Annotated in this window: 12 protein-coding genes and 1 pseudogene; 3 read left to right on the top strand and 10 right to left on the bottom strand. The window is 68.4% G+C overall.

Annotation, left to right across the window (positions count from 1 at the left end; genetic code table 11):
- Positions 1–327: 327 nt before the first annotated feature.
- The 5 genes from G4D85_RS47015 to G4D85_RS47035 form a co-directional block, all read right to left on the bottom strand.
- Positions 328–1,353 carry an inorganic phosphate transporter gene (locus G4D85_RS47015; protein ID WP_164021413.1) on the bottom strand — a complete coding sequence of 342 codons (1,026 nt, stop codon included), beginning with the start codon at positions 1,351–1,353 and terminating at the stop codon, positions 328–330.
- Position 1,354: 1 nt separating this feature from the next.
- Positions 1,355–1,981: a DUF47 domain-containing protein gene (locus G4D85_RS47020; protein WP_164021415.1), complete on the bottom strand. Its 627-nt coding sequence runs from the start codon at positions 1,979–1,981 to the stop codon at positions 1,355–1,357.
- A 186-nt stretch (positions 1,982–2,167) separates the two neighbouring features.
- A complete protein-coding gene (locus G4D85_RS47025; protein WP_164021418.1) occupies positions 2,168–3,178 on the bottom strand; it encodes a zinc-dependent alcohol dehydrogenase family protein in 1,011 nt (336 codons plus the stop codon).
- 171 nt (positions 3,179–3,349) lie between these two features.
- Positions 3,350–3,676 carry a thioredoxin gene (gene trxA / locus G4D85_RS47030; protein ID WP_164021420.1) on the bottom strand — a complete coding sequence of 109 codons (327 nt, stop codon included), beginning with the start codon at positions 3,674–3,676 and terminating at the stop codon, positions 3,350–3,352.
- 121 nt (positions 3,677–3,797) lie between these two features.
- Positions 3,798–4,682 (bottom strand): LysR family transcriptional regulator, encoded by an 885-nt coding sequence (locus G4D85_RS47035; RefSeq protein ID WP_205526021.1) that lies wholly within the window; start codon positions 4,680–4,682, stop codon positions 3,798–3,800.
- Positions 4,683–4,868: 186 nt separating this feature from the next.
- Here G4D85_RS47035 and dusA point away from each other — a divergent pair, with 186 nt between their 5' ends.
- A complete protein-coding gene (gene dusA / locus G4D85_RS47040) occupies positions 4,869–5,867 on the top strand; it encodes a tRNA dihydrouridine(20/20a) synthase DusA (protein ID WP_164021424.1) in 999 nt (332 codons plus the stop codon).
- Positions 5,868–5,894: 27 nt separating this feature from the next.
- Here dusA and G4D85_RS47045 read toward each other — a convergent pair whose 3' ends face one another.
- Both G4D85_RS47045 and G4D85_RS47050 read right to left on the bottom strand, forming a co-directional pair.
- Positions 5,895–6,476: an imm11 family protein gene (locus tag G4D85_RS47045; RefSeq protein WP_164021426.1), complete on the bottom strand. Its 582-nt coding sequence runs from the start codon at positions 6,474–6,476 to the stop codon at positions 5,895–5,897.
- Positions 6,477–6,480: 4 nt separating this feature from the next.
- Positions 6,481–7,245 (bottom strand): AHH domain-containing protein, encoded by a 765-nt coding sequence (locus G4D85_RS47050; protein ID WP_240359933.1) that lies wholly within the window; start codon positions 7,243–7,245, stop codon positions 6,481–6,483.
- A 284-nt stretch (positions 7,246–7,529) separates the two neighbouring features.
- On the opposite strand from G4D85_RS47050, the gene G4D85_RS47055 reads away from it, so the two are divergent.
- Complete coding sequence (locus G4D85_RS47055) at positions 7,530–8,921, top strand: serine/threonine-protein kinase (RefSeq protein WP_338052956.1); 1,392 nt, start codon at positions 7,530–7,532, stop codon at positions 8,919–8,921.
- A gap of 101 nt (positions 8,922–9,022) precedes the next feature.
- Here G4D85_RS47055 and sitI6 read toward each other — a convergent pair.
- Positions 9,023–9,629 (bottom strand): annotated as a pseudogene (sitI6, locus tag G4D85_RS47060) (SitI6 family double-CXXCG motif immunity protein).
- A 251-nt stretch (positions 9,630–9,880) separates the two neighbouring features.
- On the opposite strand from sitI6, the gene G4D85_RS47065 reads away from it, so the two are divergent.
- Positions 9,881–10,195, top strand: a complete 315-nt coding sequence (locus G4D85_RS47065) for a hypothetical protein (RefSeq protein ID WP_164021430.1) — start codon at positions 9,881–9,883, stop codon at positions 10,193–10,195.
- A 15-nt stretch (positions 10,196–10,210) separates the two neighbouring features.
- Here G4D85_RS47065 and G4D85_RS47070 read toward each other — a convergent pair whose 3' ends face one another.
- Positions 10,211–10,936, bottom strand: a complete 726-nt coding sequence (locus G4D85_RS47070; RefSeq protein WP_240359934.1) for a tetratricopeptide repeat protein — start codon at positions 10,934–10,936, stop codon at positions 10,211–10,213.
- A 7-nt stretch (positions 10,937–10,943) separates the two neighbouring features.
- On the bottom strand, positions 10,944–12,470 hold the full coding sequence (locus G4D85_RS47075; RefSeq protein WP_164021432.1) for an acetyl-CoA hydrolase/transferase C-terminal domain-containing protein: 1,527 nt from the start codon (positions 12,468–12,470) through the stop codon (positions 10,944–10,946).
- Positions 12,471–12,694 lie beyond the last annotated feature (224 nt).

The raw sequence follows: 12,694 nt of genomic DNA on the forward strand, positions 1-12,694 counted from the left end.
CCCGCGCTCCGCGCGGAGTCGTGGTCGTAGTGGTGGTGGTCGTGGTCGACGGAGCCGTCACCGGGCGCACGGAGGCCGAGGACGTCAGTCCCTCGCTCAGCCCGATGTTGACGTTCCGGTGGCTCACGAAGTGGAAGGCTGGCTGAAACCCTCGACGCAAGTCAAGCCACCGACCTGGGGCGTCAGCCGCCTGCCAGGTAGGGGCTCGCTTCGCGGCGTGGGCCAGGACGACACGCCTGCTCCGCTCCGCCATGGCGCCTCCCGCATACCCGGGCCGGGCGGCCAGGAGGGCAGGGGCCCGCGAACCTTCACGGGCCCCGTCGCTGCTCAGCTCACCAGCTTCACGACCAGCTGGGTGAGCCCGTAGACGAGCACCGCCATCAGCGCGGCGGCGGGGATGGTGAACACCCACGCCCAGATGATGCGCCCTGCCATGCCCCACTTCACGGCGCGCCAGCCCTTGGTGGAGCCCACGCCGACGATGGCGCCGGTGATGGTGTGCGTGGTGGACACGGGGATGCCCCAGTGCGCCAGGGCGATGATGGTGACGCCGCCGCCCGTCTCCGCGCTGAAGCCGCCGATGGGCGCCAGCTTGGTGAGGCTGTGCCCCATGGTGCGGACGATGCGCCACCCGCCGAAGAAGGTGCCCAGGGCGATGGCCGCATGACAGGAGATGATCATCCACCAGTCGATGTGGAACGGCCGGTCCTTCCAGATGGTGCCGAAGAGCACCACCGCGATGATGCCCATCACCTTCTGCGCGTCATTGGTGCCGTGGCTGAAGGAGAAGATGGCGGACGACACGAGCTGCAGCCGGCGGAACCACGCGTCCACCCGCAGCGGCGTCTGCCGGTGCACCGCCCACGTGCTCGCCAGCATCATCAACACACCCAGGATGATGCCGATGAGCGGCGACAGCACGATGAAGGCGGCAATCTTCGCGATGCCCGAGCCCACCAGCCCCGCGACGCCGAGCACCGGCAGCGTGGCGCCAATCATCCCGCCCGCCAGCGCGTGCGACGAGGAGGAGGGCAGTCCCCACCACCACGTCAGCAGGTTCCAGGCAATCGCGCCCATCAACGCGGAGAAGATGACCGCGAGCACCGCGGGAGAGCCCTCGGCACGGAGCATGTCGAAGTTGATGATGCCCTTGCCCATGGTGTTCGCCACGTGGACGCCACCGGCGAACGCCGCGATGAAGTTGAAGAACGCGGCCCAGGCCACGGCCAGGTTGGGTGACAACACGCGCGTGGACACCACGGTGGCGATGGAGTTCGCCGCGTCGTGGAATCCATTGATGAAATCGAAGATGAGCGCGACCGCGACGATGACGATGACGGCGGTGAGTAGCATCTCAGGAGTGCTCCAGCACCACGCCCTCGATGATGTTGGCCACGCCCTGGCACTTGTCCGTGGCCGTCTCGATGAGGTCGTAGATCTCCTTCCACTTGATGACGGTGAGGGTATCCACGCCGCTCTTGAAGAGCCGGCCGACTCCGGCGCGCAGCGCCTCGTCCGCCTGGGACTCCAGCCGCTTGATTTCCTTGCAGCCGGCGAGGATCTGCTCCGGCTTCTTGATGAGCCGCAGCGCCGCCACCACCTCCTGGACCTTCTGGGCGCTCAGCACCAGCAGCCGCGCCAGCTCCGTGGCGTCCGGCAGGCTGCTCTGGATTTCGTAGTAGTGCAGCCGCGACGCGGCGGCGTTGGCCAGGTCCAGCACGTCGTCGATGCGCGACAGCAGCGTGTGGATCTGCCCCCGGTCGAACGGGGTGATGAACTGCTTGTGGAGCCGGTTGAAGGCGGTGTGCGTGACTTCGTCCCCGCGATGCTCCACGTCCTTGAGCGCACGGACGCGCTCCGGCACGTCGCGGTAGTCACTGAGCAGCTCGTGCAGCAGCTTCGCGCCCTGCACGGTGACGGCGCACTGCGCGTCGAAGTCGTCGAAGAACTCATCCGACTTGGGCATCAACTTCTCGAGCATCCGTCCCTCCAGTCACCTGGATGTGCAGGTGAGGTCTGCCCGGGAGTCGTAACCTGGGTGTGACACTCCCGTGGCGCGCCCGTGACTACCCTACCTGGAGAGAATCGCCACACTTCCTTTCATTTCACTGCTGGTGCAAGAGAGCAGGCCTGGGCACGGCTCGGCAGGGGCGGCGCCCGGCCCCCGTCAGACGCTGATGACGAGCTTCCCGAAGTGGGCGCCCGCCTCCATGTGGCGCAGCGCCTCGCGGGCCTGCTCGAACGGAAAGACGCGGTCGATGACGGGCTTGAGCTGGCGCTGGGAGATGACCCTGTTCATGTCCTCGAACATGGCGCGGCTGCCCACATAGGTGCTCTGGACGTCGAGCTTCTTCGGTCCACTCAGGGCGGGGTCCGGCCTGGCGCCGCCGCCGCTGAGCATGCCGATGAGGGAGATGTGCCCGCCGGGCCGCGTGGCGCGGATGGAGCGGGGGAACGTCTCCGCGCCGCCCACTTCCAGGACGTGGTCCACGCCCTGCCCACCCGTCAGCTCCAGGACCTGCTCCTCCCAGTTCGGGTGCTTCTTGTAGTTGATGGTGCCGTCCGCCCCGAGCGCCTTCGCGCGCTCCAGCTTCGAGTCCTGGCTGGAGGTGATGAGGACGCGGGCACCCAGCGCGCGTGCGAGCTGCAGCGCGAAGATGGAGACACCACCGGTGCCCTGCGCCAGCACCGTCTGCCCCGCCTTCAACCCACCCTCGGACACCAACGAGTTCCACGCGGTGACGGCCGCGCAGGGCAGGGTGGCGCCTTCCTCGAAGGTGAGGTGCTCCGGCAGGTGCACCAGGCCCTCCGCGTCCACGGCGACGTACTCCGCGAGCACGCCGTCCACGCTGCCTCCCAGGGCATTGGCGGTCTTCTCGGGAGTCCTCGGACCGTCCGTCCACGTCTGGAAGAAGGTGGGGGCCACGCGGTCCCCGGGCTTCACCCGCGTGACGTTGGCCCCCACGGCGACGACCTCGCCCGCACCGTCCGAGGCGGGGATGAGGGACAGGGGACGGTTGCCTGGATACCTGCCGAGCGCGATGAACAGGTCCCGGTAGTTGAGGGACACCGCCCGGATTCGGACGAGGGCCTGCCCCGGACCCGGCTTCGGCTCCGGCCGCTCCGCCTGGACCCAGCTGTCGATGCCGCCCGTTCCTCGTAGTTCGAAGGCTCTCATGTGCGCATGAGTAGCCAGCGCCGTGCGGGTCCGCCAGCGCGGAAGGGCAGGGACGACCCCGGGGGTGCGTATTGCACTCGGAGTGTCATGTTTCATGTGGGTGGTAGTTGGTGGAAGGCGTACCCGTTTCCAACGGAGACCCGGAACAAGGCGCTGGAGGAGGTGTAGCGGCTAGAGGTGCGGGCGCAGCTCTTCCTCCAGGCGCTTGCGCGGCATGGCGCCGACGAGCTGCTTCACCACCTTGCCCTCCTTGAAGATGAGCAGGGTGGGCAGGGAGCGGATGCCGTACTGCTGCGCCGTCGCCATGTGGTCGTCGGTGGAAATCTTGGTGAACTTCATCCGCCCCTCGTACTCCGTCGCCAGCGCGTCCAGCATGGGCGAGATGATGCGGCACGGAGGGCACCAGTTGGCGGTGAAGTCCACCACCACCGGCCCCTGGGCCTCGAGGACCTCGCGCTTGAAGTCCGCATCCCCCAGCTCGATGACTTCCCCTGCCATGACGTGTCCTCCTCATGTGGCGACGGCCTCGGTGCCGCGCCTCGGTACGCAGGAAGGTGTAATGGCGGTGGGACGTGAGGACGAGAGCCCCTGGCGCAACGCTTCGTTCCGCGAAGCGCCCCTAACCCATGCCCTCCCACGGGAGTGAGGCGCTGCGCTCGGACAGCAGCGTCAGGAAGGCGCGCACCTTGGGCGGGAGCTGGCGGCTGCTGGGGTAGACGGCGAACACGGGGATGCCCGGAGGCGTCTGGTCCTCCAGGACGGGGACGAGCATTCCTCCGCGCACGTCGTCCACGACGAGTGACGCCGGCAGTCGCACCACGCCCAGGCCCGCGCGGGCCGCGGACTGGCCGGCGCGCACGCTGGGCACGCGCAGCCGGCCGGAGACGGGCACCGTCCTCGCGCGCTTGCCCTCGCCGAAGAACCAGACCTCGTCGGTGCCGGGCTCGGCGAGGAGGACGCACTCGTGGCCCTTCAGCTCCTCGGAGGTGCGGGGCGTGCCGTGACGGCTGAGGTAGGTGGGGCTGGCGTAGTAGCCCGTGCGCAGGCGGCCCAGGCGGCGGGCCACCAGCGTGGAGTCCGCGAGCGGCCCGGTGCGCAGGGCCAGGTCGTACTCCTCGGCGATGAGGTCCACGTGGGCCTCGGCGAGGGACAGCTCCACGCGCATCAGCGGCTGGCGGAGGAGGAACTCGGAGATGAGGGGCGTGAGCAGCTCGCCGAGCAGGGAGAGGGTGGCGATGCGCAGCGTGCCCTGGGGCGTGCCGCGTGACTCGCTCACCGCGCGGTTGACCTCGCGGGCCTCGGAGACGAGCCGCGCGCAGTGGGCGTGGTAGTCCCGCCCGGCCTCGGTGAGGCGCAGGCGGCGCGTGTTGCGCTCGAGCAGGCGGATGCCCAGCCGCGCCTCCAGGGCGGAGAGCCGGCGGCTCACGGTGGACTTGCGCAGGCCCAGCCGCTCGGCGGCGGCAGTGATGCCGCCCGTCGCCACGACTTCGGCGAAGAGGAGCATGTCATCCAGGAGGGGAGGGCTCGGGGACACGGGCGCAGCCTACAGGGGACGGGCGTCCGCCTCCTCCCTCTCCGTGCATGCGAGCGGCAAAGAGGGGTGGGCAGGGGCGGGAAAGCCGGGTAGATGCAGCCGTCAGGGGAGCGGCCTGCTTCGAGGGACGCTCCAGGCGCTCCCCCGGGTTCTTCCATGATGCCGCCTCGCCCCATGCCGCTGTGTGTCGCGCCGATGATGGACTGGACGGACCGGAACTGCCGGTACTTCCACCGGCTGCTCAGCCGCCACACGCTCCTCTACACGGAGATGGTGACCACCGGCGCCGTCCTGCACGGCGACCGGGAGCGACTGCTGGGCTACGAGCTCGCGGAGCACCCGGTGGCGCTGCAGTTGGGAGGCTCGGAGCCCGCCGCGCTCGCCGAGTCGGCGCGCATCGGCGAGGAGTGGGGCTACGACGAAATCAACCTCAACGTCGGCTGCCCGAGTGACCGCGTCCAGTCCGGCCGCTTCGGCGCGTGCCTCATGGCCGAGCCCGACCTGGTCGCACGGTTGGTGGGCGCGATGCGCGAGGCGGTGCGAATCCCGGTGACGGTGAAGTCGCGCATCGCCATCGACGAGTTGGAGGAGTGGCCCACGCTGGAGGACTTCGTGCGGAAGGTGTCCGCCGCGGGCTGCACGCGCTTCATCATCCATGCGCGCAAGGCGTGGTTGCAGGGGCTGAGCCCGAAGGAGAACCGGGACGTGCCGCCGCTGCGCTACGACCTGGTGTACCGGCTCAAGTCCGAGTTCCCGCACCTGGACATCAGCATCAACGGCGGCATCAAGACGCTGGACGCCACCGCCGAGCACCTGAAGCACGTGGACGGGGTGATGCTGGGCCGCGCCGTCTACGAGAGCCCGTATCTGCTGGCCGAGGCGGACCGTCGCTTCTTCGGCGCCGAGGAGGCCCCGCCCGAGCGCCATGCGGTGGTGGAGGCGATGCTCCCGTACATCGAGCGGCGCATGAAGCAGGGAGCGCCGCTGGGGGCGATGACGCGGCACATGCTGGGGCTGTTCCAGGGCCTGCCCGGTGCGCGCGCGTGGCGCAGGCACCTGAGTGAGAACGCGCACAAGTCCGGCGCGGGGCCCGAGGTGCTCGTGGCCGCGCTCGCGAAGGTGCGCCGCGCGCCCGAGGCCGAGGTGGCGGCGTAGCGCGTTGCTTCGGGTGCTGGCAGCTCCTCAGCTGAACCCGGCGGAGTCGTTCCAGGCCTCTACCGGGATGAAGCGCACCCCTTCCGCGGGAGGGGAGAGCGACAACACCCGGTCCACGACCGAGCGGTGGAAGAGGCACATCGACGTGACCTCGGCCAGGATGAACACGAGGCGCTTTTCCAGAGGCAGTTCACGAAGCGTCTCCTCATGGAGCACCAGCTTCTCGATGTCGGCGACATCGCCATCCGAGTAGGAGTCGAAGACCGAGCGTTGCCGATCCAGGCAGGCAATCTCATTGAAGACGTGCAGGAGCCAGTAGCGCCGCACATCGTCTTCCTTCACCCGCACGTCAGCGGGCACGAGCTGCACGCGGTGAAGCTGGAGTGGCTCCAGCACATCTCGAAGACGGGTTGAGAACACCGGATCGGGAAGGCTGTGGTGGTCCACCATGACGGGGACGGCGGGGATGGGCTCATTCAGACGAAGTCTGATGGGCTCTGTCACCGTGACGGGCTTCCCCTTGTAGAAGGCGCTCCCGCTTTGGGCCCATCCGAGCAATGGGTGGCTGTTGGACGCGGCTCGCTCGATGATGAAGTATTCACTCTGCATGGGGCTAGCCTCCAACGCTCAGTGGATGGCGCGTGAGCGCCTCTCCCGTGACGCCATGTTTGCTGCCATGCTTCCGGGCATGAGGACATGGGCGCCGGGGCTTGTCGGTGATGCTCGTTACCCCAGCACATCCCACTCCATCGTCTTGGTAGTCGAGCCCGTCGCTTGAGAGGGTCCAGCGGAAGCGCGCGACCTTCACCAGGATCCTCGCGCTCAGCTCATCGAGGCGCTGGATAAGGGCTGCCGGGTTGCTGCAATAGGCCCCGTGTGCAACCTGGGCTCGGATACGCCTCAGCTCCGCCATGACGGCCTTCGGGTAGGCCAGCTGGACGTCATAGGCCCAGCCCTCGACGTGGTTGCCTCGGTGGACGGGGACATGGAGCTCGCAAGCCACGCCCATGCGCGAGGGGAGGATGACGCCGTTCTCCCTCCGGTTGATGTCGTAGCCGAACTCGTGGCAGTACGTGGCCCAGTCGTCGTCGTCCGCCATGGCTTCCGAGCAGATGAGGTGGTGCGCGGAGATGGACCAGCGCCCCGTGTACCACCGGTGTGCATCCGCCTCGCGCTTCCCCAGGATGTTGTCACGCAGCACACCGGAGCTGCCGAGGTGGCTCCCCCACGTCGGCGCGAAAGCATGGCCGGGCTTGCCGCAGTAGCTGCACGGCGGTCGCTTCAGGGGCTGTGGCCCGTCCCCCGGGCGGGAGGGAAGGAACATGACGCGGCGGCCCCGGATGATGACCGGCATGGGCGCAGCCTCGGACATCCCCATCCAGACAGGAATCGCCTCCTCGCCCCGGACGGCGTGCATTGATGAACACGAGGCGCCCTTTCACGCGCATGTCCGTGGGGGCGCTGCACGGCATACGTGTTCGCGGCGGGATGGGGCCCGATGGCGGGCGTTGACCTGGGAGATTGCGCTGACACGCACCTACTCTGAGAGTAGCCTCCCGGAGAGCGGAGCGAACCGCGCAACTCCACGCGAGGCACCCCATGCAGTCTGGCTACCTGAACCCTGCGCGCCTTCCCTTGGGAACGAGGGTAGGGCCATGGTTCGTGGTGGAGCGACGCGGGCTGGGAACCTACGGCGCTGTCTATCGTGCCGTCGACGTGGAGACTGCACGAGGCTCCGTGGCCCTCAAGGTGGCCCTGCACCCCGGGGATGAGCGCTTCGCACGCGAGGTGGAGCTCCTCTCCCGCATCCGCCACCCGTGCGTCCCGCGCCTCGTGGATCATGGAGTCTGGCAACAGCCGGCGGGCCGCTGCAATCCGTACCTCGCCATGGAGCTGGTGGACGGCGTGTCGCTTTACAACTGGGCTCGGGAGCACCGGCCCACTTCCCGGCAGGTGCTTCGGGTCCTCGCCAGCCTCGCGCGGGCCCTGGAAGCCACGCATGGCGCGGGGGGCGTGCACCGTGACGTGAAGGGCGACAACGTGCTCGTGAGTGATGCGGATGGTCGGGTCTTCCTGACCGACTTCGGCTCCGGGCACTACCTGGGGGCCGCCACACTCACGGAACCGCCGTTTCCTCCCGGCACGCCGCCCTACCGCTCGCCGGAGGCGTGGAGCTCCGTGCGGCTCCCCCTCCAGGACTCGGCCGTGGCCTACGCGCCAGGGCCGGCAGATGATGTCTTCGCGCTCGGCGTCACCGCCTTCCGGCTGGTGACCAACGAGTACCCTTCCCTGGCGGACCCGGCGTCGCGTTTGGGGCACGTGGAGGGAGCCGGCTCCTCGTCCGCGCGAGCGGTCAACGCCCGTTGCTGCGAGGCGCTGAGTGAGCTCACGTCCCAGATGCTCTCCGTGAGCCCCGAGGAACGTGGCAGTGCTCGCGAGCTGGCCGAGGCGCTGGAGGAGGCCGCGGACGAGGTTGGGCCAGAGGCGGATGTTCCGCTCTTCGTCTGGGAGGCGCCTCGGCTGGTGGCGGATGTTCCGCTCTTCGTCAGGCAGGCACCTCGGCTCGTGGAGGCAAGGGCCGCTCCCCGGCACACCGTGCGGCGAGCAACTGGGCGCACCCGGCGGCCCTGGTTCGTGGCAGCCAGCCTGGGAGCACTTGCGCTGGGAGCCGGGTGGCTGCTGGGCGTCCACTCCGGAGACGGGGCCGGGAAGGTGCACGCTTCAGTGCCCGAGGATGCGAGGGATGGCGGCGCGGTGGCCGTCGGGGACTCCGCACTGACAGCCCCGGTGTCTCTGAAGCGGACCCCCTTTGCTGGGCCGGCCATCGCCGAGGAGGTGCCGCCCCAGCCCGTCCCAGGACAGACCCGGCCGAATGCCCTTGGCCGCTGCCCCCAGTCTCAGGTTCCCATCAATGGTGGATGCTGGAAGAAGCTGGCTCTGGACGCGAAGGACTGCGGCGAGGGTGACATCGTCTACAAGGGAGCGTGTTACACGCCCGCCTACCCACCGCCGCGCCCGTCTACCTCGAGTCCAGCGGGTTGCCCTGACGACTGACCGATGGAACAGGCAGCTCCGCGCAGGCCCGGGAGTGGTGCTCTCATCCCCGGAACCCACACGTGGCCGTTGCCCACGGTTGGCCAGAGGCCGTGGGCGTGTCAGCGGACCGGAAGCTCGCGGAAGATCAGGCCGTCCAACTCGAAGCGCTCGACGGCATTCTTGAAGCGCTCGGTGACGATGAGCACGGTCGCGAAGTTGCGCAGACGGAAGAGGTCCAGGTCCGAAGGGAGCGAGGCTGCGTCGAGGATGGGCTCCTTGGGGAGGCTGAAACCATGGCGACCGCACCCCGGAGCGACAGCTGCGGAGGCCGCGAAGGCCCCCGCCCTGCAACACTTCCAGGGCCTCTGGCAGGACCAGCAGGGTGTGCCCGTACTGATGGATGAAGGCGGAGAAGGGGCCTCGGGCCTTTCCCATCAGGGGACCAAAAGTGGTTCCGGGTCGAAGCGGGTAATCTGGAGGGAGCAGGGGGCGGACCTGGTCGCGTAGCCGCTCGTACTCCTCGAAGTTTTCTTCGAGTCGGGCCTTCAAGTACTTCCGAGCCTCCGGCAGCACGGACAAGTCGACGGCCGGGTAGTTGGTGCCTGCTCCGCCCCAGGTCGCCTTGCATGCAGGACATGAGATGCCCGGCAGCTTCCACTTGGGGGCGGCGTCGTATGTCCCCTGCTGAAGATCGATGTCTCCACGGTCCAGCTTGTAGAGCCGCATGGCGTCAGTACTCAATCGGAGGCCCTGCCAGGAGATGGTAGGGCAAGCTGGGACCAATCAGATCAAAGCAGATGATGAGTTCGCGCGTACCGGTACATCTCCTCCCTGTTTGCGCCGATGTGTGCGTCCTGGAAGTTCCTCCGGCATCATGACCGTCCCCGCCGTTGCAGCCCTTGTGGATTCGATGGTGGGGCCCAAGGAAGATGACGAGTCGCTCTGCGGAGATGAGGATCCGTCGCGAGGGGTGCAAGATGTCCGAAGCTGACGCATGGAGCGAAACCGGCGCACGCATCACTGACGTGCAAGTACTCGAGCGGCTGCGCACGGTTCTTGCGGAAGAGGGCTCCGTCATTGTGGAGCACCGCTTCTATCGGGGAAGCCGTGCTCCCAGTCGTAGGGTCTTCGATGATTTCGAAGCACTCTCGGCATACCTGAAGGAGCAGACACGGCCCGGAGACTCGTTCCGCATGTGGTCATTCGAGTCCACCTGCACAGACGCCCGTGTCCTGGAGATGGGCAAGGTGCCAGACAAGCTCGGGCGGGTGCCGCAGGGCGGGGCATACTGACTGAAGCTGACAGCCCTACCGGCGTGCGGACTCCGCGAGCCCCGCTCGCAATTCATCCAGCAGCCCGGGCGAATCCCCCTCACGGAACGCGGCGAGCCCCGCCTCGAAGTCCGCCCGCGCACCCTCCCCATCCCCCAGCCGCGCCCGCAGCCCCCCACGCTCCCGCAGCAGCTCCGGGTCCACGTCTTCGCCCTCCTGCGTGGCGAGCGCGTCCGTGAGGTCCGTCACCGCCTCCTCCAACCGTCCCAGCCGCGCCCGCGCCCCCGCACGCTGCTGCAACAGCCACGGATTGACCGGGTCCTCCTCAATCGCCAGCGTCCAGTCCCGCTCCGCCTCCACGTCCCGCCCCAGCGCCGCCAGCGACTCCGCGCGCTTCATGTGGATGACGAGCGCCTTGCGATACCCCCCCGCCACCAGCGCGTCGAAGTCCGCCACCGCCTCCTCATGCCGCCCCAGCCGCGCCAGCGACAACGCCCGGTGCAGCCGCGTCGTGTTGTGCCCGGGCGCCAATTCCAGCACGCGCTCGTACCAGACGAGCGCCTCCGCCGGAGCCCCGCCCCAGATACCCAGCGTCTGCCCCAGCTCGCTCAGGATGCGCACCTGTTTCGGGTACTTCTCCGCGAGCTGACGGATGAGCACGAGCGCCGACGCGTACCGCCCGCTCCTGCGCAGCCGGTCCACCTCTCGCATCTGCTCGGACACTTCCGGAGGCCACGGCTCGCGCCCGTTCCGCTCCATCATTCGGGACTCATCCACCGGCGGGGAAGGAGCGGCATGCGACTTCATAGTCCCGCCACCAGCCGTTCAGCGCCTGCATGTCCGTGGCGCGCGGCTCGTCCCCGGGGCCCGCCATGTCCAGGTATGCGGTGAGCAGCGGTCGGAAGTGCGGGTGCGCGCAGCGCTCGATGATGTCCTGCGCCCGCCGCTTCGGCGAGCGGATGTCCATGTTGAGCGCGTACCCCTGCTCCGTGACGACGCACTTGATGTCGTGCTCCGTGTGGTCGATGTGCCGCACGTACGGCATCACACAGCTCACCGTCCGCCCGTCCTTCAGCCTGCGCGTGGACGGCGTGTGGACGATGCTCAGGTAGGCATTGCGGAAGAAATCCCCAGAGCCCCCCAGCCCGTTGACGATGCGCGAGCCGTCGATGTGCGTGGAATTCACGTGCCCGTAGATGTCCACCTCAATGGGCGTGTTCATCGCGATGACGAACAGCCGGGAGATGATTTCCGGGCTGTTCGACAGCCACATGGGCCGCAGCACCAGCCTGTCCCGGCAGCGCTCGAACATCTGGAGGAAGCGCTGGCGCCCCTCGGCGGAGAAGGACACCGCGGTGGAGGACGCGTACTCGAACTTCGCGTCGTCCTCCACGTAGCGCAGCATCCCGTCCTGGAACACCTCGGTCCAGAAGCGGATCTTCTGGAAGGGCGAGTCGTAGAGCTCGCCGATGATGGCGTTGGCCACGTTGCCCACCCCGGACTGGATGGGCGGCAGCCGCTTGCCCCAGCCGTACTGCTCCCGGCACTGGAGCAGGAAGTCGATGACGTTCCTCGCGATGCGCTTGTCCGTCTCGTCCGCGGGCTTGAAGGGCACCGGATGGTCCGGCGTGCGCGACTCCACCACCGCCACCACCTTGCTCAGGTCGATTTCCACATACGGGCTGCCGATGCGGTCCCTCACGTTCACCACCGGCAGCGGCCAGCCCACGTGCGGATGCACGGCTGGCACGACGATGTCGTGGAAGCCCGTGTAGTCCGGCGCCGAGGTGTTCACCTCCAGGACAATCTTCTTCGCGCGGGTGAGCGCCTCCACGCTGATGCCCACCGACGACGTGAGGATGACGCTGCCGTTGCGACGGATGCGGGACACCTCCACCGCCACGTCGACGTCCCCGTAGAAGCCGTACATGAGGTTGCGCGCGAAGGCGGACAGGTGCACGTCCGTGAAGTCCATCTCCCCCGCGTGGATGCGCCGGCGCGAGGCGGCCGAGGACATGTACGGGCCGCGCTTGCGGATGAAGGGCGCCAGGGGGCCCTCCACGTCCTCGGAGAGCGAGGCGCCGGTCAGCAGGGTGATGCGCGAGTGCGGCGCCGTCTCGGAGAAGTGAAAGGCGAGCGCCGGGAGGAAGGTCTTCGGCTCCCCTGACTTGGTGAAGCCGCTGATGGCCAGGGTGTTGCCGTCGCTGACGTGCTTCACCGCCTCCTCGACGGGGACGACCCTGGCCAGCAGTTCCGGGTTCTCGATGCGGTCCTTCAGGGAGCTCGTCGCGGTCATGGCCATGTGGGAACGCCCGGGGTGGGACGGCCGTTCTCGACGCGGGAAGATGACACGGTGCGTGCTCCTCTGGGGGACGAGGTGGGGGGCGGGCCCCGCGCTTGTCTGGGGCGCGACTCACGGCGGACGGCTCGGGAAGAGGAGGCCAGGCAGGCGTGTTGGGGGCGCCGCGATTCCGTCCTACGGTTCGCGGCGGGCCGCCGCCAGGCTCCGCCCCTACCAGA

It is taken from the genome of Pyxidicoccus trucidator (genome assembly GCF_010894435.1).
Lineage (GTDB): Bacteria > Myxococcota > Myxococcia > Myxococcales > Myxococcaceae > Myxococcus > Myxococcus trucidator.